Here is a 21727-nt window from a genome sequence, read left to right as displayed (position 1 = left end):
GGTAGGACATCCACGCGCGACACGCTGTCACACGAGCCGGCGGAGACGAAACGGCGAGTTGGAGGTAGCTGCAACCGCGACCTAGGCTGACCTCTGGATTTCGGCAGACCCACAATGTTCTGCCAGTCAACCGAAGGGGTACACAATGTCGGCATCGGGTCAGCGCGGGCAGGAAGGCCCCCGGACCCGGGCGACCGACTCCGCACCCGATGCGATCCCCTCGTACACCACCTGGTTGACCCGGCGCGAGGACCATGCCGCCCGGCAGGCGCCCGCGCCGGAGATCGCGGCCGGACACCGCTGGACCGAGCCGGTGGAGGTCGCCCAGCACGCTGCGGCCCAGCCCCTGTCCCCCACCACGGACCCGGCACCTCCCGATCCCGACGCGGAGTACGCCGATCCCGACGCGGAGTACGCCGAACCCGGCGCCCGTCGCTCGCTCGGCTGGGCCGATGAACCGGCGTTCGACACCTCCCGGGCCGACCCGGACCCGCCCGAGGACACCGCGCCGGCGAGCCCGGCGGCCGAGTCGCCCTGGGCGGCCCCGTCTCCCGCGCCGCTGCCCGCCCGGCCGACCGGCCCCACGATTGCCGACCGGCCGAACGCCGACCTCCCGGTGGACGACTTCTGGGCGCGTACGGACTTCTGGGAGAACACTCCCGAGCCGACCGCCCCGGCGCCGCAGTGGGCACGCCCCCCGCGGATCACCGAGAGCGCGCGCCACGTGGTCCGCGAGCCCGACCCCACCCCGGAGGCTTTCCTCGCCGAACCGACCGGCGCCGAACCGACCGCCGACTCGCCGGGTCCCCGGCACGCCGAGGCATCCGAGGCCCCGCGCGGAAAGCATCGAGCCGCCCTGCCCGCTCGGGCCGCGGCCGGGCTGGGCCGAACCGCCGGCCGCCGCCGGACCACCGTGGCGGGGGTCAGCGGATTCGTGGTGGCCGGCGTCCTGGCGGCGCTGCTGATTCCCCAACTGTCCGCCTCGCCCGCGGACACCGCCGCCGCGCCCGGCGGGGGTGCCCCGTACCAGCCGGCCCCCATCACCACGGCGACCCCGCAGCCCAGCGAGCCCGAAACCACGGCACCGGCACCGGCGGAGTCAACGAGCCAGCCGGCACCGCCCCCGAGCCAGGCCCAGGAACTCGCGCCGATCGCGCCGGTCACCGGAATCCCCGCCCCGGCCTGCCCGGCCGACCTGACCTGGGACCGCTCCAAGACGTCCCAGAGCGAGTACGTCCGGCAGATCTCCCAGAAGTGGGACATGGAACTGACCGGCAGCGGCTGGACCGACTCCCGCAACCGGGAGGTCGTCAAGTTGTTCGGCGACACCCTGGACGCCGTCGACTGCACCGGGTACCTGGACCGGGTCCGGACCGGAAACGGGGGCAGGCTCACCGTGAGCAGCGACCCGATCGCCTCGTGGGCCTGGGGCGACTACGGCCTGACCAAGCCGAACACACTCAGCCTGGACTTCGTCAAGTTTCGCGAAGGGTACGCCGAGGGCACCGACCGGGGCCGCCTGGTGCGGCTGATCATCCACGAGATGGCGCACTCCTTCAACTCCGACCGGTTCCAGAACCCGGAGTACTGGCAGCGCAACCAGCAGTTGTTCCGCGAGGTCGGACCGATCAGCGCGTACGGCGCCCGGGACAGCACCGAGACCTTCGCCGACGCGGTCGGCTACTACGTGGCGCGGTGCGCCCATGACAATCCGTACGACCAGGCCCGGAACAAGCCGTACTACGAGATGGTCAAGAAGTACGTGTTCGACGGCAAGGAATTCGGCGGCCCGGTCGGGTCCACGCAGAAGTGCAACTGACCCTGCTCGACTGATCCCGCGGTCGGAACGAACCGTGCGAGCAGACCCGATCATTCCGTCCCACCCGTGGGCAACTATCGATATTTCGCGATCCGCCCCACAATTGTGATGGCCCCGCACGGGCGCCGGGTGCTCCAGACTCCTGGCCGACCCCTTGTCTGCACTCCACTGGTGCCGGTATGTTGAAGCAATACCCAGTATTCCGGAAGGCAAGGGAGCCTGTATGCCGGTAGTATCCGCAGCTGTCGCAGTTGCCAAGAACACCCCACTCGAGGTCAAGGAACTTCGTCTGGACGACCCCGGGCCCGACGATGTGTTGGTCCGCATCCACGCCGTCGGCGTCTGCCACACCGACGCGACCGTCCTCCAGGTGGACGCGTTTCCGCCGCCCTTCCCCGCCGTCCTCGGGCACGAGGGCGCCGGCGTGGTGGAGGCCGTCGGCGCCAACATCACCCACGTCCGGCCCGGCGACAAGGTCGCGTTGTCCTTCGGCTCGTGCGGGAAGTGCCGCGAGTGCAGCCAGGGCCACCCGGCGTACTGCGACGAGTTCTATCCGTACAACTTCTTCGGGGTCCGACCCGGCGACGGTACGCCGACCCTCTTCGACGGCGACACCCCGATCAGCGGGCACTTCTTCGCCCAGTCCTCGTTCGCCACCATGTCGCTGGCGCACCGGTCCAACGTGGTCAAGCTCGACGACGACGTCGACCTGGACATCGTCGGCCCCCTCGGCTGCGGCCTGATGACCGGCGCCGGCACCGTCCGCAACGTCCTCAAGCCCGATGAGGGCGATATCTGCGTGGTCTACGGCATCGGTGGCGTCGGCTTCGGCGCTCTGATGATGGCCAAGGCCCTGGGCTGCAGCACCATCATCGCGGTGGACCTGAACGAGGACCGACTGGCTCTGGCCCGCGAACTGGGCGCGACCCACACGATCAACGGTGCCGCGCCCGACCTCGGCGAGCAGATCACCGAACTGACCAAGGCCAACTCCGGGGTCGACATCGCCGTCGACACCACCGGCCTCGCGACGATCTCGAAGACCGCCGTCTCCACCCTGCGCCGCGGCGGCCGGCTCGGCCTGCTCGGGTTCTACAACCAGAACGGCGAGGGCATGGACGTTGCCGCCATCCCGCTGGGCTCCTACGTGTACGGGGTGGTCGAGGGCGACAGCGTCCCCGCCGAGATGGTGCCGCTGCTGGTGGATCTGCACCGCCAGGGCAAGTTCCCCTTCGATCGGCTGATCACCTTCTACGAGCTGGCCGACATCAACCAGGCCTTCGCCGACTCCCACGCCGGCACCGCCATCAAACCGGTCATCCGCTTCCCGCGGTCCTGACCATCACCTCCTCCAATCGAAAGCAGAAGTTTCAATGACTGAAACCGCTATCAACCTCGGCGCCACCCAGACCATCGCCGGCAAGGCCGCCCAGAATGCCGACTTCTTCGACGTGCTCAACCCGGCCACCGAGGAAGTAGCCGGGCGGGCCCCCGAGTGCACCGACGCCCAGATCGACGAGGCAATGGCCGCCGCCGTCGCGGCCTCGACCAGCGACTGGCTGCGCGATCCCGCCCAGCGTCGCGCCGGGCTGCGCGATGCCGCCGCCGCCCTGACCGCCCGGGCCGACGAGGTCGCCCGGATCATCGTCACCGAGCAGGGCAAGCCCTACCAGGCCGCCTACGGCGAGGTGATGGGGTCGGCCGTGATGTTCCAGTACTTCGCCGACTTCGAGCCCAGCGGCACCACGGTGGAGGACAACGCCGAGGTCCGCGTCCGCGTCGGCAACCAGGCGATCGGCCCGACCCTCGGGATCACCGCGTGGAACATCCCGCTGATGCTGGCCAGCGCCAAGGCAGCCCCCGCCATCGCCGCAGGCAATCCGATCATCCTGAAGCCGTCGCCGTTCACCCCGCTGTCCACCCTCGCCCTCGGGGAGATCCTGCGCGACGTCCTCCCGGCCGGCGTCCTGCAGGTCCTCACCGGCACCGATGCGCTCGGGCCCAAGCTCACCGCCCGCCCGGAGATCCGCAAGATCACCATGACCGGCTCGATCGCCACCGGCAAGAAGATCTACGCCGCCGGCGCCGCCGACATGAAGCGGGTCACCCTGGAACTGGGTGGCAACGACGCCGCGATCCTGCTCGACGACTTCGATGCCGCGGCGATGGGCCCGCGGCTGTTCCAGGCGGCCTTCAACAACACCGGTCAGCTGTGCATCTGTGCCAAGCGGATCTACGTCCCCGACGCCCTGGTCGACGCGGTCGCCGAGGTGATGACCGCCCAGGCGCAGGCCCAGCAGATCGGCGACGGCTTCACCGAGGGCGTCACCATGGGCCCGCTGCAGAACAAGGCCCAGTACGACAAGGTCACCGCGCTGATCGAGGACGCCGTGGCCAAGGGCGCGACCGTCGTCACCGGTGGCAAGCGCCTCGAGGGCCCGGGCTACTTCATGGAGCCCACCGTGCTCAAGGGCTGCCGCCCGGGCATGCGCGTGGTCGATGAGGAGCAGTTCGGCCCGGTGATGCCGCTGATCGCGTACTCGGATCTGAACGACGCCCTCGAGCAGGCCAACGGGACCGAGTTCGGTCTGGGCGGATCGGTCTGGGGTGCCGACGTCCAGCGCGCCGAGGAGGTCGCCGCGCAGGTCTACTCCGGCATGGTCTGGGTCAACTGCCACGGCGACAACCAGTTCCCGCGCCAGCCGTTCGTCGGGGTGAAGTCCTCCGGCCTCGGCGCGGAACTCGGCTCCTGGGGGTACAGCCACGCCAGCGATCTGCGCCTCGACTACACCGCCCTGTGAAAGGCCTCACCATGACCGACGTGACCGACAAGATCGACGCCGCCACGGTGAACCTCAACTACGACGACCTCAACTCCTCGGCCTGTCCCTGGCCGCAGTACCAGGAACTCCGCGAAGCCGGCGGGGTGGTGCGCTCGAACGACCTCGGCGGCTTCTGGGGCCTGCTCGGCTATGACCAGGTGAAGGCGGCCGCCGCCGATCCGGGGCGCTTCTCCTCCGCCCAGGGCGCCACCATTCCGCGGATGACCGATCCGCGGTTCCCGGCGGTGCCGTTGGAGGCCGATCCGCCCGAGGCCGGCCTGTACCGCAAGCTCCTGCAGGGCCCTCTGCGTCCGGGCAAGATGGCGGGCTATGTCGACCTGATCACCGACCTGACCCGGAGCTGGTTGCGCGACCATGCCGGCACCGGTTCGGCCGACCTCAAGGAGCTGGCTGCCACCATTCCGCCGGAGGTGATCGCGCACATCCTGGGGCTGGATGCCGCCGACGCCGACGACTTCGTCGCGTGGAGCCACGGCATGGTCGAAGGAGCGGCCACCGACAACCCGGAGCTGAAGAACAGTTCGGTGCAGTCGCTGTTGGGCTACATCATCGCGAAGATCAACCACTACCGGGAGAGCCCGGACGAGACGTTGTTCTCCGCGGTGGCCAACGGGGAGGTCAACGGGGAAAAGATCACGGTGGGGGCTGCCGCCGGTGCGGTCTTCGTGCTGATCGTGGCCGGTCACGAGACCACCATCAACGGCATTGCGTCCTTGCTGCACGTGATCGGGACCGCCCCTGGGCTGAAGCAGACCCTGGTCGAGAATCCCGACCGGATTCCCGATGCGGTGGAGGAGATCCTGCGCTACGAGGCACCGATCCAGTTCATGGGCCGGACGCTGACCGAGGACACCGCGGTCAACGGCTGCCCGATGAAGCAGGGCGAGTCGGTGGCGCTGATGTTCGGTGCGGCCAATCACGATCCGGCCCGGTTCCCCGATCCGGAAAAGTTCGACATCGATCGGGACACCTCGGGTCACCTCGCCTTCGGGCACGGCATCCACCGCTGTGTCGGTGAGCACCTGGCCCGCCTGGAGATGAAGATCGTGGCCGAGGAAGTCCTGAAGTGGATGCCCGACTACGAGGTGGCCGCGCCGGTGGAACTGCGCCACAACGCCGCCTCCAACCGCGGTCCGGTCAGTCTGCAGGTGAGGTTCACTCCCCCGCAGTCCTGATCGTCCCGGATCCCAACGGCATCGTCCCACCCGTGCGCACTCCCCCCGGCGTACGGATGGGATGATGCCGTTGCCGCGCCCGGACGCTCCCGGGCACGGCAACACTCGAGACCACACTCGCTCGACACACACCAGCTCGACGACACACCAGGAGGACAGGTGAGCCCGGTGGACCTCGCGCCCATCCCCGGCCCGCTGCGCGGACAGCCCGGCCGGATCGTCCTGATCACCGGCGCCAGCAGCGGCCTCGGGGAGGCCATGGCCCGGCGGCTGCGTTCGGTCGGCCACAATCCGGTGGTGATCGGTCGCGATCCCGAGCGAACCCGCCGGGTCGCGGAGTCGATCGGTTCGGACTGGTTCCTGGCCGACTTCGCCCGCCTGGCTGACGTACGCCGCCTGGCCGACGAACTCATCGAGCGGTACCCCGCGATCGACGTGCTGGTCCTGAACGCCGGCGCCATCTTTGCCGGCGGACCGTTCGGGCTCGGTGGGCGGCCGGCGTCCACCATCGATGGGTTCGAACGCACCTTCCAGGTGAATCATCTGGGTCCGTTCCTGCTGGCGACCCTGCTGCGACCGAACCTGGTCGACTCGGCCGCGGTGCTGGTGACCTCCAGCGGCGCCGCGCACCGGGCTCGGGTGGATCCCTCCGACTGGCAGGGGCTGAAGCACTTCTCGGGGTGGTCGGCGTACGCGAACAGCAAGCTGCTCAATCAACTGTTCGTGGCCGGGGTGGCCCGGCACTGGCCGGCGCTGCGCAGCGCCGCCATTGATCCGGGGGCGGCGACCACCGGGTTCGGCGGCGGTATCGGGGTGGTCCGGCTCGGCTATCAGGGGGCGCTCGCGCCGCTGCTGCGCGGCCGGGTGCTGCGTTCGGCCGAGCAGGGAGCCGACACGATGACCTGGCTGGCCGCCACCGAGGAACCCTGGCCGACCGCGCAACTGTGGGACCGGCGCAGCCCGAGTCCGCTGCGGCCCGATGCCCGCCGCAGCGAGCTGGTCGATCAGCTGTGGCAGGACAGTCTGCACCTGCTCGAGCGGGCGGAGTGAACCCCTGAACATGCCCTGCGCTCCTTCGCCGGTGCCCGTAGTCTTGGGGCCATGGCCGATTCCTTGAAACTTTCAGTTCTCGACCTGCTCCCGGCACGCACCGGCCAGACCTCGGCCCAGTCGATCGACGCGGCGCGAGCGCTGGTGAAGGCCGCCGACGGTGCAGGATTCCATCGCTACTGGGTGGCCGAGCATCACAACACCCCCGCGGTGGTCTCGACCTCTCCTCCGGTCCTGATCGGCATCCTGGCGGCGGCCAGCCACCGGATCCGGCTGGGCTCGGGCGGGGTGATGCTGCCGAACCATGCGCCGCTGGCGGTCGCCGAACAGTTCGCGGCGCTGACCGCGGCCTACCCCGGCCGGATCGACCTCGGCATCGGGCGTGCCCCGGGGACCGACCCGCTGACCGCGTGGGCCCTGCGCTCCACCGGCCCGGACGACGATCCGGTCCGCCGCTTCCCCGAGTACGTGCAGCAGGTGATCGCGATGCTGGCGCCCGACGGGGTCGGCGTACAGATCGGCGGGCGCGACTTCGAACTGCGCGCTACGCCCTGTGCGGTCGAGGCGCCGCCGGTGTGGCTGCTGGGGTCCTCGGACTACTCCGCCCGACTGGCGGCCCAGTTGGGGCTGCCGTATGTGTTCGCGCATCATTTCGGGACGCCGGGGATGGAGGAGGCGCTGGCGCTGTACCGCTCGGGCTGGACCGGGCCGGGGAAGCCGGAGACCTTCCTGACGGTGAACGTGGTGGTGAACGAGGATCTCAACGAGGCGTGGCGGCTGGCCCGGCCGCAGCTGCACATGATCGCCGGAATCCGGATGGGATCCCTGCGGCAGCCGGTCCTCACCGTCGAGGAGGCGATCGACACCCCGCCGCCGGTGCCCGAGGAGCAGTTCCGGCAGTTCGGCCAGAGTTGGTTGGTCGGCCCCGCGGCCCAGGTCGCCGACCAGATCCGGGAGTTGGCCGCCACCTACGAGGTGAACGAGGTCATGGTGCAGCCGGTCGCCGGGGCGTACGCCCGGGAACCGAAGGACCGCAGCGTGGCCCGGGAGGACACGCTGCGGTCACTGGGCAAGCAGTTCTGCCTGGCCGACTAGGTCAGCGCGCGCGGCGGCGGATCAGCACACCGCCGCCGGCCAGACTCGACAGGCTGAGCAGGACCATCGCCAGGGACGCCGGCGAACCGGTATCGGCCAGGCCCTTGCTGTCGGCGGCCGGATCGTAGCCGACCGGTTCGGTCGGGTATTCCTCCGCCGCCGGGTCACCGCCGGAGGCCGGGTCAACCGGACCCGACGCGGGATCCTCGGTCGGCACTGGGGCAGATCCGGTGACCGGCGGGTCGGGCACGGTGGACTCCGGGCTCGGGGTACTCGTCCGGGCCGAGGGAGTCGGATCGGTCGGAGGCACCGGATCAGTGGCGGGCGTGCTCTGCGTCGGGGCTGCGGATGCGGTGGCCGACGGCCGGATCGTGACCGTGGGGGGATTCGCGGTCAGCTTCGGTTGCCCCGTCGGGGTAACGCTCACCCGGGGCTGGGCGCTGGTGCTCGGCTGAGCCGTGCCGCTCGGCTTCGCGGTCGCGCTCGGCCGGGCAGTCCCGGTCGCGCTCGGCCCGGCGGTTGTGGTCGTGCTCGGCTTGACGGTCACCGTCGCGCTCGGCCGGGCAGTCCCGGTCGCGGTCGGCTTCACCGTGGACGGGTTCGCGGTCGGCTTCGCCGTGGACGGATTCGCCGTCGGCTTCGCCGCGGTCGGCTTCGCCGTCGGCTCCGCCGTGGTCGGCTTCGCCGTGGTCGGCTTGGGGCTCGGCTCCCGGTCGGCCCGGACGAGTTCCAGAGCCATGTTCGCCCACTTGGCGTACGCATCGGGGTACGCGGAGCGTTGCACCGCCTGGGCAGCCCGGGTCACCGACATCGACTCCCAGCCCTTGATGTCGGTCAGTCCGGGATTCGAGGTGTGCTTGGCCACCCCGTAGAACGCCTCGGCGGCCAGCTCGGGGGTGGTGATCTGGGCGATCGTGCCCCAGCCCATCGAGGGCCGCTGCTGGAACAGCCCCTGGGAGTCCCGATCGCCGTACTTCAGGTTCTTCAGGGTGGATTCCTGCATCGCGGTGGCCAACGCGATCTGCAGGCCGTACTCGGGGATCTTGTGCTTGCGCCCGACCTCCATGATGATCCGGGCGTTGGTCACCTGTTCCTGGGTGAGCCGGACCCCGGCGTACGTTCCGGGGCCGGCCGCGCCCCGGCCGGTGACCGGAACATCGCCGGCCAGCGCGGGGAGCGCGATGAGGGGGGCAGAGACGACGACGGCGGCAGTGACACCGACGAGGATCCGTCGGGTCCGACGGCTTGGCATGGCTGACTCCTGGGGGTGGGGGCACATCTCCGTGGGGGTACCTCCGACCCTAGGCAGCCGAGGCGGTCGCCTCCACCGCGTCGGGGGTGGAAGCTTCCCTGCTGCTGGTTCGGGCCGCGGTCCGCATAGTTGTCGTCGACTCGGCAGCGCCCATACCGCGGTGTAACTTTGGAGGGCCCGCAATGGAGCAGAACGAGTTCGGGCCTCTCGCGATGACCGGGTCGGGGGTGCTGTGTGCCACCCTTGGTACGCATCAGTCATGGCGAGGACATGGTTGAGGCAGAACTTGCTTGAGACAAGGAGTGGTTCCGTGGCGAACAAGAAGCGAGTGCAGACCGTCAAGGAGGAGTACGACGTCGCGCTGATCGGTGGTGGGGTCCTGAGCGCCACGTTCGGTCTGATGCTCCACCTGCTGGAGCCGGAGTGGTCGATCGTCGGCTTCGAACGGCTGCCCAAGGTGGCCAAGGAGTCCTCGAACCCCTGGAACAATGCCGGCACCGGTCACTCGGGGCTGTGCGAGCTCAACTACTCCACCGAGCACGAGGACGGCACGGTCACCAGCGAGAAGGCGCTGCGGGTGAACGAGCAGTTCCAGATCAGCCGGGAGATGTGGTCCAGCTTCGTCGAGCGCGGCATCCTGGGTGACCCGGAGACCTTCATCACCCCGACCCCGCACATGTCGTTCGTGAACAATCCCTGGGACGTGGAGTTCCTGCGCAAGCGCTGGGAGTCGCTGAGGGACAACCCGCTGTTTGCCAACATGGAGTTCTCCGAGGATCCGGAGCAGCTCGAGAAGTGGGCGCCGATGCTGATGCGCGGGCGCGACAAGAACGAGTCGGTCGCCGCGACCTACGACCCGACCGGAACCGATGTGAACTTCGGTTCGATCACCCGGCAGTTCTTCCACTATCTGGAGTACCACGGGGTGAAGGTGCAGACCTCCCAGGAGGTGACCAACCTCAAGCAGAACCTCGACGGCACCTGGGAAATCACCCTGAAGAACCGAATGCCGAAGAAGGAACGGCTGGTTGACGAGCGGGTGGTCAAGGCCAAGTTCATCTTCGTCGGGGCCGGTGGTTATGCGCTGAAGCTGCTGCAGAATGCCGGGCTGAAGGAGGTCGACGGGTACGGCCTGTTCCCGGTCGGCGGGGCCTTCCTGTCCACCACCGATCCGCAGTTCGTGGCCGACCACAACGTCAAGATCTACGGCAAGCCCCCGGTGGGCGCGCCGCCGATGTCGAACCCGCACCTGGACGCCCGCCGCATCAACGGTGCCCGCTCGGTGCTGTTCGGTCCGTACGCCTCGACGAACCCGAAGTTCCTCAAGTGGGGCTCGGTCACCGACCTGTTCTCGATCCTGCGCCCGCACAACATCGTCCCGATGCTGTCGGTGGCCCGGGACAATCTGGACCTGGTCGCCTTCTTGCTGTCGATGATCTTCATGACCCCGGGCAAGAAGAACCGCACGCTGAAGGAGTTCGCGCCACGGGCCGATCTGCGCGACTTCCGGATGATCGAAGCCGGTCAGCGCGCCCAGATCATCAAGCCGAGCAAGGAACAGGGCGGCACCCTGGAGTTCGGCACCGAGATCATCTCGTCGGCCGACGGCACGATCGCCGGCGTCCTCGGTGCCTCCCCGGGTGCCTCCACCGCCGTGCCGATCATGTTCGACCTGTTCGAGCGGTGCTTCCCCGACAAGTTCGAGGACTGGAAGGAGCGGATCAAGACCGTCATCCCCTCCTTCGGCACCGACCTGGCCCAGAACCCGGAGGCGGCGTACCAGTCGATGGCGCGCACCTCGAAGATTCTCAAGCTCAATGAACCGGTCCGGCCGGCCGGAGTCGGCGACACGACCGCCGTTCCCGCCACGCAGGCCAACTGACGATGGGTGCACCGACCCGTTGACACGCGCCCCGTACGCCCCAGGCGTACGGGGCGCCCCTCGTTCCGGCCGCCGAAATCTCGTATCACAAGGCAGATCCGATAGTGTGGCGGCGATAACAAGAGAAGACATGGGGAGAGCCCCAGGGGAGACCTGATGCCCAAAATCATCTATACCCACACCGACGAAGCGCCGATGCTGGCAACCCACTCACTGTTGCCCATCATCCAGGCGTACGCGGCCACGGCCGGGGTTGAGGTTGACACACGCGACATCTCGTTGGCCGGGCGCATCATCGCCGCGTTCAGCGACTATCTGACCACCGAGCAGCAGACTCCGGATGCCCTGGCCGAACTGGGCAAACTGGTGAAGCAGCCCGAGGCCAACATCATCAAGCTGCCGAACATCTCGGCCTCGGTGCCGCAGTTGATCGCGGCGATCACCGAGCTCCAGGCGCTGGGCTACCAGGTGCCGGACTTCCCGGAGAACCCGCAGACCGACGAGGAGAAGGCCATCCTCGCGCGCTACAACAAGATCAAGGGGTCGGCGGTCAACCCGGTCCTGCGCGAGGGCAACTCCGATCGTCGGGCTCCGCTGGCGGTGAAGAACTACGCCCGCAAGCACCCGCACTCGATGGCCCCCTGGTCGGCGGATTCGAAGACCAATGTGGCCACCATGGCCGCCGGGGACTTCCGCCACAACGAGAAGTCGGTCATCATTCCGGCCGATGACACCCTGAAGATCCAGCTGGTCACCGAATCCGGCAGCACCACGGTCCTCAAGGAGTCCCTGCCGGTCATCGCGGGTGAGGTCATCGACGCGACCTGCCTGTCGGTCGCTGCCCTGGACGAGTTCATCAACGCCCAGATTGCTCGGGCGAAGGCCGAGGACGTGCTGTTCTCGGTGCACCTGAAGGCCACCATGATGAAGGTCTCCGACCCGATCATCTTCGGCCGCGTGGTGACCCAATTCTTCCCGGAGCTGTTCGAGAAGTACGGCAAGGAACTGGCCGCAGCAGGCCTGTCGGCCGACAACGGGCTGGCCTCGATCATCAACGGCCTCACCGACCTCGACCCGAAGGTCGCCGAGGGCGCCCGTGCCGCGATCGAGAAGGGCCTGGCCGAGGGGCCTCGGATGGCGATGGTGAACTCCGACAAGGGCATCACCAACCTGCACGTCCCCTCCGACATCATCGTCGACGCGTCGATGGCCGCGCTGATCCGCAACGCCGGGCACATGTGGGGTCCCGACGGCAAGGAGGACGACACCCTCGCGGTGCTGCCGGACTCCAGCTACTCCGGCCTCTACCAGGTCGTCATCGACGACTGCCGGGCCAACGGCGCGTACGACCCGACCACCATCGGTTCGGTCGCCAACGTGGGTCTGATGGCCCAGCAGGCCGAGGAGTACGGCTCCCACAACAAGACCTTCCAGATTCCGGAGCAGGGTCATGTCCAGGTGATCGACAGCGCCGGCGAGGTGCTGCTGGAGCACCCGGCCGGCCCGGGCGACATCTGGCGCGCCTGCCAGACCAAGGACGCCCCGGTCCGGGACTGGGTCAAGCTCGCGGTCACCCGTGCCCGCGCCACCGGCACCCCGGCGGTGTTCTGGCTGGATCCCACGCGCGCCCATGACGAGAACCTGATCGTGCTGGTCAAGGCGTACCTGGCCGACCACGACACCGAGGGGCTGCAGATCGAGATCCTCTCCCCCGATGACGCCACCCGGTTCACCCTGGATCGGCTGCGCAAGGGCGAGGACACCATCTCGGTGACCGGGAACGTGCTGCGGGACTACCTCACCGACCTGTTCCCGATCATCGAGCTGGGTACCTCGGCGAAGATGTTGTCGGTGGTCCCGCTGATGAACGGCGGCGGCCTGTACGAGACCGGTGCCGGCGGTTCGGCGCCCAAGCACGTGCAGCAGTTGGTGGCCGAGAACCACCTGCGGTGGGACTCCCTGGGTGAGTTCCTGGCGCTCCCGGAGAGCCTGGAGCAGGCGGCCGGCAAGGACAACCCGAAGGCGCTGGTCCTGGCCCGGGCGCTGGAGCGGGCAACCGAGACGCTGCTGGACAACGAGAAGTCGCCCCAGCGCAAGGTCGGCCAGCTCGACAACCGGGGCAGCCACTTCTACCTGGCGCTGTACTGGGCCCAGGAACTGGCCGCGCAGAGCCAGGATGCCGACCTGGCCAAGATCTTCGCCCCGATCGCGCAGGAGTTGGCCGCGAAGGAGGAGCAGATCGCCGGCGATCTGCTCAAGGTGCAGGGTTCCCCGGCCGACCTGGGTGGCTACTACCGCCCGGATCCGAAGAAGGTCGATGCGGTGATGCGTCCGTCGAAGACGTTCAACGACATCATCGCCAAGCTGGGCTGATTCGGCCCGATCCAACGCAGCGGCTGCCCGGGTTCCGGGCAGCCGCTGCGCGTTTCACGGGGTGTTCGGGCGGCTCAGACGCGGACCAGGCCCTCCTTGGCCACCTTGAAGCCGACCCCCTTGGCGGAGTTGATGCAGTACATCCCGTCCTCCTGGGACAGGCAGGCATAGTCACCGGCGACGATCATGTTGCCGTAGGGCAGGGTCGCCCAGCGTTGACCGTCCTTGTCCTTCCACGGGAAGCCGATCTGCTGGTTCCAGGAACCGTAGCCGTTCTCGCTGGGATCGGTGAGTACGCCACCGGAGCACACGTACGGGTCGGCCCCGTCGGCGATCTGCACGGCATTGACGGCCACCTGACCACCGCAGTGGTCGGCGCTCGGGACCCCGGCGCGGTCCATCCCCTCGGGGAACTCGCACAGTGCGCCCGAACTGTTGATCCGGCAGCGGATGTTGCCGGTCGGGGAGACGAAGTCGGCAGTTCCGCTGTTCAGGTTGACCCGGGTTCCGCCGGTCAGGTTGCTGGACAGGTCGTCGGCCCCGAGTCGTCTGAGCGCCGACCCCTCGTTGGGCTGTGCGCTCGGCGCCGAGCTGCCCACCCGCGACCCGGGGGAGGCGGGCGCCGCCGGCTCGGAAGCTGCCGCGGAGCAGCCGGCCAACAGCAGCGCCGCCGCACCCACGACACCGACAAGGACCGAGAATGAACGTCGCATGACGTAGACCTTTCGCTGGATTGTGCCCGGTGATCACCGAACGGCAATGGGAGGAAGTAGCCCTTATAACGGTTCCGTAATTCCCGGTTTATCCCCAGTCACCTTTATGGAGGACGCGGATCGAGCCCGGCGGATCCACCGGCGGGGCGGGGCGGACGCGCCGTCACGGGACGGGCAGAGGTGGCACCGGCGACGAACGGTCATAAGATGGCCTTCGGCCCCCATCGCCGGAATCAATAGGAGGTGCCGTGGAACCGGTCCCCAACGATCAGATCTGGCAGCAGATCCGCGCCGAAGCCGTACGCGACGCCCGAGCCGAACCGGCCCTGGCCAGCTTCCTGTTCACCAACATCCTGGCGCATCACCGGCTGGAGGATTCGCTCAGCTTCATCCTGGCCACCAAGCTGGAGTCCCCGACGGTCTCGGCGCTGACCCTGCGAGACCTGATCGCTCACGCCTTCGCCGGGAATGAAACCATCCGGCAGGCAATTCTGGCGGACCTGCAAGCGGTGGTGACCCGAGATCCGGCCAGCCGCGGCTACACCAGTCCCCTGCTGTTCTTCAAGGGATTCCATGCCATCCAGTCGTACCGGGTGGCCCATGAATATTGGATCAATGATCGGCAAACGCTCGCATTGTTCCTGCAGAGCCGCATTTCCGAGGCATTCGCGGTCGATATTCACCCCGGCGCCCGCATCGGCAAGGGCATCATGTTCGACCATGCGACCTCGGTGGTCATCGGCGAGACGGCGGTGGTCGAGGACGACTTCTCGATGCTGCACGAGGTGACCCTGGGCGGCACCGGCCGCGAGGGCGGGGATCGCCATCCCAAGATCGGGCGCGGCGTCCTGATCGGGGCGGGGGCGAAGGTGCTGGGCAATATCCGGGTCGGCGAGGGCGCCAAGATCGGCGCCGGGTCGGTGGTCCTGCACGACGTGCCGCCGCACACCACCGTCGCCGGTGTCCCGGCCAAGCCGGTCAGTGTCCCGGCGTACGCCTTCCCGGCGCTGACGATGGACCAGACCATCGACAGCCCCGGGGAGGCCGACCCGCAGGCGGGCTGACGTCCGCGCCGGCGCTGGTGCGGCGACCGGCAGGCCGGCCCCGTCGGCAGGTCACTGGGCGTTGGCGAGCACCGCGTCCAGCTTGCGATAGCCCTCCTGGATCCCGGTCTCCATTCCGCTGGCGATCCAGGCGTCGCGGGCCTCGAAGGAGTCGACCAGGGACTGTGACGCCAGCCGGCAGCGCCCGTTCCCGAGGTCGGTGACGGTGAGGGTTTCCAACGAGACCTGATCGGGCAGTTGGTCGAAGGTGAAGGTCTGCACGATCCGGTTCTCGCTCACCTCGTGGAAGGACCCGTGGAAGGAGTACTCCTCCGCCGGGTTGTTCGTCCGGACGTTGGTGAACGCCCAGGAGCCGCCGGTGCGGGCGTCCCAGTGGTCGACCCGGGTGGTCAGGTCGTCGGGTCCGCACCAGCGGGCGAACAGTTCCGGATCGGTGTGGGCCCGGATGACCTGGGCGGCGGTGGCGTCGAACTCCCGGGTGATTCGGAACAGCGGGACGTTCGGGTCGGTCTCGATGGTCGCTTCGGTGCGGGTGGGATTGGTGGACATGACTCACTCCTCGGTGGCGGGTGACTGATCGGGCAGTTCGGCCAACAGCGCGTCCAGGCGTCGGTAGCGCTGCTCCGCCTGTGTGCGGTAGCGCTCCAACCAGACATTCATGTGCCCCAACGCGTCGGCGTCCAGGCGTACCGGCTGGCGTTGCGAGACCCGATGCACCAACCCCGCGGCGGCCAGCACCTTGAGGTGCTTGGAGACCGCCTGGAGGCTCATGTCGTACGGGGCAGCCAACTCGCCGACGGTGGCGTCGTGCTGACTGAGCCGGGCGACCATGTCGCGCCGAGTCGGATCCGCCAGGGCGGCGAACATCCGGGACAGGTCATCAGCTGGCATTACACCCTTTCAGTTCAACCCTTTGGTTTAACTCAATTCTGCGCCTCACCGCTGTCGAAGTCAACCATCTGGTTAAACTCGCGCCGATTCGCTGCAGCCGAACTCGACGGATCGGGTAGGTTGAGGGCGTGCTCACCGTGCTGTCCCCCGCCAAGTCGCTGGACTATGAGTCCCGGCTGCCCACGCGCAAGCATTCCGAGCCCCGGTTGCTGGCCGAGTCGGCGGACCTGATCGAGGTCATGCGCGAGAAGTCGGTCGCCGAGGTAGCGTCGCTGATGCACATCTCCGAGGACCTGGCGGCGCTGAACGTGCAGCGCTACGCCGACTTCCACACCCCGTTCACCACCCGGAACGCCCGGCCCGCCGCCCTGGCGTTCCACGGTGACGTGTACTTGGGTATGGCTCCGGCCGAGCGCTTCGGGGAGCGCGACTGGACCGAGGCGCAGAAGACCGTCCGGATCCTGTCGGGACTGTACGGCGTGCTGCGACCGCTCGACCTGATGCAGCCCTACCGCCTGGAGATGGGTACGCGGTTGGCGACCCCCCGGGGCAAGGACCTCTACACCTGGTGGGGCGATCGGATCAGTGCATTGCTGGCCGAGGACCTGGCGGCGTCCCCCGGCGCGGAGGTGCTGGTCAATCTGGCCTCCGACGAATACTTCCGGTCGGTGCGGCCCCGGGTGATCGGCGTACCGATCATTGCGCCGCGGTTCGAGGACACCAGCGAGTCCGGCGTCCGGTCGGTGATCTCCTTCTTCGCCAAGCGGGCGCGCGGCGAAATGGCGGCCTGGCTGGTGCTGAACCGGGTGCGTCGGGTCGGTGAACTGACCGGCTTCGACGGCGCCGGCTATCGCTACGACCCGGCCAGTTCCACCCGCGAGCGGCCGGTCTTCGTCCGCGCGTACGCCGATCGGCCTGCCCTGGCCGCCCCTTCGGCCGACGACTGACCCGGCCCGGGTGATGCACCTCTCCTGAGGATCCCCCAGAACCCTCCGCGCCGCGGCGGTCGGGTGGTTACGATGGGAAAAAGCAGGACAGAGCGAGTCAAGGAGGGCCGTCATGTCCGAGCAGCCAGTAGGAAACGTTCCGGTAGTCACCCTGTTCGAGTCGTACGGGGCCGGAGCGGAGGCGATCGGCAGACGGGTCGCCGAACGGATCGGATTCCCCTTCCACGAACAGGCCTTCTCCTCCGAGCAACTGGAGGAGAACCCGAAGGAGCGGAATTCCGAAGACCAGCTCACCAAGGTGTACGCCGCTATGGCCGGTCGCGGTTTCTCCGGGCTCAACGTCTCCGAACCCGGCGGCGGGATTCGGGAACTGCAGCGCGACCAGTACGACGTGGTGATGCAGAACACCCAGACCGTGCTGGAGTGGGCCCAGGCGGGCGGGGTGATCGTCGGCCGCAACGGCGCGTTGATCCTGCACGACACACCGGGGGCCCTGCATGTCCGCGTCGATGCCCCGGTCGAGTTTCGCCTCGAGCAGGCCGCGAAGCACACGGGGATCAGCACGAAACAGGCCGCCAAGCGACAAAAGCGTGAGGATGAGATCCGCGCGGAGATGTCGATGAAGCTCTACGGGTGGGATCCGCGCAAAATCAACTACTACGACCTGGTCATCAACACCGCTCAGGTGGATATCGACTCCGCGGTCGAGATCATCGTCGCCGCGCTGCGGATCAAGAACGGAGCCACCGCCGCGGCCGGGTGAGCGATCACCGACGGCCTGCGGTCCGCGCCGAGCCCCGAACGGGCCGGGTGTCCGAGACACCCGGCCCGCTCGCTGTTCACCGGTGAAGCTTGGTCACCGGTACCGGGGTTGGCCGGCGATCAGCGCCCGCACAAGGGGCTGGGGTCCCCGTGATAGGCGAGTACGCCGGGAGCACCGACGCACAACTGCGCGGTGACCACCGGGCGGCCCTGACCGTCGACGCCGGCCGCCGGGGCGGAACCCGGGATCCGGTTCTCCGCCCCCAGCAGCTGGTTCACCGTGCTCGGGGCGGCCGGCTGCTGCACCTTGACCTGGGCCGGGTCGAGGCCGTTCAGTTCGGCGGCCCGCCGGTAGGCCTGGTCGATATTGGCGGTGCCGTCGATCAGGCCGTGCTGCTGCGCCCGGGCGTTGTCGAACATGTAGGCGCCCAGTTCGTTCCGGATGGTGTCGGCCGGGATCTTCCGGTGGGTGGCGACGAAATCGACGAAGCCGGTGTATTCGTTGGCCAGGCCTGCCTCGTAGACCTGGCGTTCCTCGGGGGTCATGTCGCGGTAGGGATTACCGAAATCCTTGGCGGTGCCCTGGGACAGGTAGTACTGGGTGATCCCCCCGGAGGTGGTCACGCCGGTGCCGAGCAGGCCGCCGTCGGTCGCGGTGACGTTGGTGTAGCGGCTGAACGGGCCGAAGATCACGCCGATGCTCCCCACCAGCGAGCCGTGGTCGGCCAGGATCTCATCGGAGCTCGCCATGGCGTACATCCCGCCGGAGGCAGACATGCCGCGGACATGGGCGAGGACCTTCTTGCCGGTGCGTTCCTGGTATCGGGTGACGGCGTCGGCGATGGCCCGGGAGCCCGGGATGGAGCCGCCGGGGGTGTTCAGTTGCAGGACCAGTCCGTCAGCCTGGTTCGCCTCGATCCGGTCGATCAGGGCGGCGATCTCGTAGCCGTACGCGCCGGAGGCCAGCAGGGATCCACCGGAGGCGTCGGTCATGATGGTGCCGTTGACGTTGATCGCCCGCAGGGTGTGTGGTGCGTCCGCCTTGCCCCAGATCGTGCGGTAGTTGGCGTCCTGCTGCTGACCGCTGTTGGCCGCCAGCGTGGCGACGACCGCGAGTGCCCCGATCAGCGAGGAGATGATCGACAGCGCGGCGAACACGGTGACCACGCCGAGGCTCAGGCCCGAACCCCAGCCGAAGGCCCGGGCGAAGATGCCGGGTTGTTTGCGTACCGGTGGTGCGGCCGGCGGCATCGGTCGCTGCCCCGGCGGGGCCTGGCCGGTCCGGGACTCGGCTGCTACCGGGACCGGCTGGGCGCCGGGGTGGGACGACTGCGGGGTCGCGGGGTCTCGCTCGTCGATGGTGGGCGGCACGGCGTCCGGACCGTCGGGTCGTTCGGGTCGTTCGGGGCGTTCGGGGCGTTCGGGGCGTTCGGGAGTGGTCGGATTGTGGGGATCGGATTCGGTGGGCTCTGGTGTTTCACTCACGGGTCCGTCATGCCCAGCCGGCGAGGCCTCCCGGGGTAGTTATCCACAAGCCCGGCTGTGACATGGGCGACGGCGATCCAGCCCGGTCCCGGTCAGGTCCCGCAGCGCTGCGGCTACTGCCCGAGGTGGTACGCCGGGGCGTGCCGGGGCTGGTAGAGCAGCATGTCGTCGGCACCGGGCACCTGCAGTTCGATGCCGATCCCCCAGCCCATGTCGGAGGTGTTGCCGGTGAAGGTGGCGCCGCGGCCGCGCAGTTCGCGCACCGTTTTGTCGAGGTCGTCGCACATGAGGGCGATCTGGTGGTGCCGGGGGCTGGCGTACGCCCGGCCCTCGTGCTCTCCGCCGGTCGGGTGGACGCCGAGCTCGGACGGCCCGGTCGCGAAGATCAGCCAGTCGGCGGGATCCCCGGACTCCTCGGGGGAGAACGGCCATTGCAGCACGTCCTTGAAGAAGGCCCGGGTCGCGGTCGGGTCGTCGGAGTAGACCAGGGTGTGGATCGCGGTGATCATGAGTTCCACCCTAGGGCGCCATCGGCGACGATGGGGCACGGCTCCGGTTGAACCGTCGCATAGTGGAGAACGTCGCGGTTCCGGCCGCCCCACCGTCGCGGGGGTCGGACTCGGCCGGGATCAGGCCAGGTGCTTGACCTGTTCTCCCTGGGCGGCGGTGATGGTGAGGCCGGTGAGGTCCACGCCCTGTCCGCGCAGCCAGACCGCGTCGGAGCCCGAACCGCTGGCCTCGATGCCGCCGGCGACCGCCAGGTGCCCGACGGTACCGTCGACTTCCAGGGTGGCGACCTGATTGCCGCTGGTGGCGAGGCGACCGCCGATCTCGAGCGATTCGACCTCGCCGCCGGCCTTGATGCTGAGCGCGATCGCCTGGAGCGTGACCTGGACGCCCTTGACCAGGCTGAGCCCTTCGCCGCCACTGGTGGTGACGTCGCCGGCGACGGTCAGTCGGCGCAGCGGTTTGCTCACCTGGATGCCGACCGAGCCGTCGCCGGTGGTGGCGATGGCGGCGAAGCGGGCTTCCTCCAGGCTGCCGTCGTACAGGTTGAAGCCGCGGGCGCCCTTGCCGGTGGTGACGATCGGGGCCTGCACGTCGAGGGTGCCGATGCGGCCGAAGTTGACGAATCCGATCCCGCTGGGGCCGTGCGAGGTGACCTCGGCGGTGGCCGTCCAGGTCGTGACGCTGCCCCAGTTGTCGAGGACCATGTCGTTCTGGCCGTAGGTGGTGACCGGGCCGGCACAGCTCACCAGGTCCACGTTCGCTCCGGTGATGACGAACACGCCACCGGAGATCAGGTCGGGTGTGGCCTCCGGGATGCCGCCGTCGGTGTGGATCTCGCCGGTGCGCAGTTCGGTGACGGTGATGGTCCCGCCGTCGGCGAGCCCGTCCCAGTCACCGTGACCGCCGACGAACACACCGGAGCCGCGGACCGGTTCGTCGGCGCTGCCGGCGGCGATGTCCAGGAGCTCTGCGGTGAGTACCACGGCGGGGTCGGCCTGCCGGTTCCACAGGGTGAAGCCGCCCTGCAGAGCATCGACCCCGAAGCCGTGGGGCCGGTGGTAGCGGCCACGGACGTCGGCGGCTTCCACGCGTACGCCCTCGGCGCGGACGTGCCCGGCCCGGACCTGGTCCTCGGCGAGCAGCGCGATCTGGCCCCGGGTGGTGACGTTGCGCAGCGTGAGGGTGCCCAGGTCCGCCACGGTGGTGTCGTTGAGGATGGCGGTCTCCTGGACCGGTACCTCGATCCGGATGTCGGCCAGGGTGTTGTCGGAGGTGAGCCGGATTCCTCGGGCCCCGAATCGGAGGGTACCGCCGCGCAGCGTGGTGCCCGGTGGGAGTGTGATCATCGGCGAACCGGCGATCTCACCGTCGATGGTGATCTCGGCGGTTCCTGCGGCCAGGGCGTCGGCCAGCTCGCCGGCGGTGTGGACTGTCACTGCTGAAGTCATGGGGTCACCTTTCCGGGGCCACAGTAGTCCTGCCACTGAACCCGCCAACGGGACCACCTCCCTCTCCGCCGAAAACCGGTCGGGGCATTCGCGCGTTACCTCCTCGCATCCCGCGCCCCGAAATGCTTGCCGCACCTGGTGCAACGCCCGCCAGACCCTGATGCTGTCGCGGGGTCACGTGTGCTGTCGCGGGAAGAGCCCGGGCCGTGCTTGCCGTTCGCGGGAAGGGTCCGGGCCGAACTTGCCGTCGTGGGAAGGATCCGGGCCGAACTTGCCGTCGCGGGAAGGGCCCGGGCCGAGCCTGCCGTCGCGGGAAGGATCCGGGCCGAACTTGCCGTCGTGGGAAGGATCCGGGCCGAACTTGCCGTCGCGGGAAGGATCCGGGCCGAACCTGCTGTCAGGGAGGTACCCGACCCGC

18 protein-coding genes are annotated in these 21727 nt (G+C 68.8%); 11 read left to right on the top strand and 7 right to left on the bottom strand.

What is annotated here, in order from left to right; all coding sequences use genetic code 11:
- The first annotated feature begins 145 nt into the window (after nt 1-145).
- From G531_RS0114170 to G531_RS0114145, 6 genes are all read left to right on the top strand, one after another.
- On the top strand, nt 146-1819 hold the full coding sequence (locus G531_RS0114170; RefSeq protein ID WP_026927760.1) for a hypothetical protein: 1674 nt from the start codon (nt 146-148) through the stop codon (nt 1817-1819).
- 223 nt (nt 1820-2042) lie between these two features.
- The gene (locus G531_RS0114165; RefSeq protein WP_026927759.1) at nt 2043-3158 is read left to right on the top strand and encodes an NAD(P)-dependent alcohol dehydrogenase; all 1116 of its coding nucleotides are present in this window, start codon (nt 2043-2045) and stop codon (nt 3156-3158) included.
- 34 nt (nt 3159-3192) lie between these two features.
- A complete protein-coding gene (locus tag G531_RS0114160; RefSeq protein ID WP_026927758.1) occupies nt 3193-4620 on the top strand; it encodes an aldehyde dehydrogenase family protein in 1428 nt (475 codons plus the stop codon).
- 11 nt (nt 4621-4631) lie between these two features.
- Nucleotides 4632-5837 carry a cytochrome P450 gene (locus tag G531_RS22750; protein ID WP_051215519.1) on the top strand — a complete coding sequence of 402 codons (1206 nt, stop codon included), beginning with the start codon at nt 4632-4634 and terminating at the stop codon, nt 5835-5837.
- 159 nt (nt 5838-5996) lie between these two features.
- On the top strand, nt 5997-6887 hold the full coding sequence (locus G531_RS0114150) for an SDR family NAD(P)-dependent oxidoreductase (protein ID WP_051215518.1): 891 nt from the start codon (nt 5997-5999) through the stop codon (nt 6885-6887).
- 51 nt (nt 6888-6938) lie between these two features.
- Entirely contained in the window at nt 6939-7982 is a 1044-nt protein-coding gene (locus G531_RS0114145; RefSeq protein ID WP_051215517.1) for an LLM class flavin-dependent oxidoreductase, read from the top strand.
- A gap of 1 nt (nt 7983) precedes the next feature.
- On the opposite strand, the gene G531_RS26485 is transcribed toward G531_RS0114145, so the two are convergent.
- Nucleotides 7984-9234 (bottom strand): hypothetical protein, encoded by a 1251-nt coding sequence (locus G531_RS26485; RefSeq protein ID WP_051215516.1) that lies wholly within the window; start codon nt 9232-9234, stop codon nt 7984-7986.
- Nucleotides 9235-9544: 310 nt separating this feature from the next.
- On the opposite strand from G531_RS26485, the gene mqo reads away from it, so the two are divergent.
- Nucleotides 9545-11116, top strand: coding sequence for a malate dehydrogenase (quinone) (gene mqo / locus G531_RS22740; RefSeq protein WP_245630467.1), 1572 nt, complete (start codon nt 9545-9547; stop codon nt 11114-11116).
- 156 nt (nt 11117-11272) lie between these two features.
- Entirely contained in the window at nt 11273-13489 is a 2217-nt protein-coding gene (locus G531_RS0114130; protein WP_026927755.1) for an NADP-dependent isocitrate dehydrogenase, read from the top strand.
- A 74-nt stretch (nt 13490-13563) separates the two neighbouring features.
- Here G531_RS0114130 and G531_RS0114125 read toward each other — a convergent pair whose 3' ends face one another.
- The gene (locus G531_RS0114125) at nt 13564-14202 is read right to left on the bottom strand and encodes a hypothetical protein (RefSeq protein WP_035759050.1); all 639 of its coding nucleotides are present in this window, start codon (nt 14200-14202) and stop codon (nt 13564-13566) included.
- A gap of 248 nt (nt 14203-14450) precedes the next feature.
- Here G531_RS0114125 and cysE point away from each other — a divergent pair, with 248 nt between their 5' ends.
- Nucleotides 14451-15266, top strand: coding sequence for a serine O-acetyltransferase (gene cysE / locus G531_RS0114120; RefSeq protein ID WP_035759048.1), 816 nt, complete (start codon nt 14451-14453; stop codon nt 15264-15266).
- A gap of 51 nt (nt 15267-15317) precedes the next feature.
- Here cysE and G531_RS0114115 read toward each other — a convergent pair whose 3' ends face one another.
- Nucleotides 15318-15815 carry an SRPBCC family protein gene (locus G531_RS0114115; RefSeq protein ID WP_026927752.1) on the bottom strand — a complete coding sequence of 166 codons (498 nt, stop codon included), beginning with the start codon at nt 15813-15815 and terminating at the stop codon, nt 15318-15320.
- 3 nt (nt 15816-15818) lie between these two features.
- Entirely contained in the window at nt 15819-16157 is a 339-nt protein-coding gene (locus G531_RS0114110; RefSeq protein WP_026927751.1) for an ArsR/SmtB family transcription factor, read from the bottom strand.
- 128 nt (nt 16158-16285) lie between these two features.
- On the opposite strand from G531_RS0114110, the gene yaaA reads away from it, so the two are divergent.
- Nucleotides 16286-17104, top strand: coding sequence for a peroxide stress protein YaaA (gene yaaA, locus G531_RS22735; RefSeq protein WP_051215515.1), 819 nt, complete (start codon nt 16286-16288; stop codon nt 17102-17104).
- 112 nt (nt 17105-17216) lie between these two features.
- Entirely contained in the window at nt 17217-17867 is a 651-nt protein-coding gene (locus tag G531_RS0114100) for a cytidylate kinase-like family protein (RefSeq protein WP_026927750.1), read from the top strand.
- 119 nt (nt 17868-17986) lie between these two features.
- Here G531_RS0114100 and G531_RS22730 read toward each other — a convergent pair whose 3' ends face one another.
- The 3 genes from G531_RS22730 to G531_RS0114085 form a co-directional block, all read right to left on the bottom strand.
- A complete protein-coding gene (locus G531_RS22730; protein ID WP_051215514.1) occupies nt 17987-19351 on the bottom strand; it encodes a S49 family peptidase in 1365 nt (454 codons plus the stop codon).
- Between the two features lie 113 nt (nt 19352-19464).
- A complete protein-coding gene (locus G531_RS0114090) occupies nt 19465-19860 on the bottom strand; it encodes a VOC family protein (RefSeq protein ID WP_026927749.1) in 396 nt (131 codons plus the stop codon).
- A 120-nt stretch (nt 19861-19980) separates the two neighbouring features.
- The gene (locus G531_RS0114085) at nt 19981-21309 is read right to left on the bottom strand and encodes a hypothetical protein (RefSeq protein WP_026927748.1); all 1329 of its coding nucleotides are present in this window, start codon (nt 21307-21309) and stop codon (nt 19981-19983) included.
- Between the last annotated feature and the right edge of the window lie 418 nt (nt 21310-21727).

This window comes from Granulicoccus phenolivorans DSM 17626 = NBRC 107789 = JCM 15570 (assembly GCF_000423085.1).
GTDB classification, from domain to species: Bacteria; Actinomycetota; Actinomycetes; order Propionibacteriales; family Propionibacteriaceae; genus Granulicoccus; species Granulicoccus phenolivorans.
This window is presented reverse-complemented; position numbering and strand designations above follow the sequence as displayed.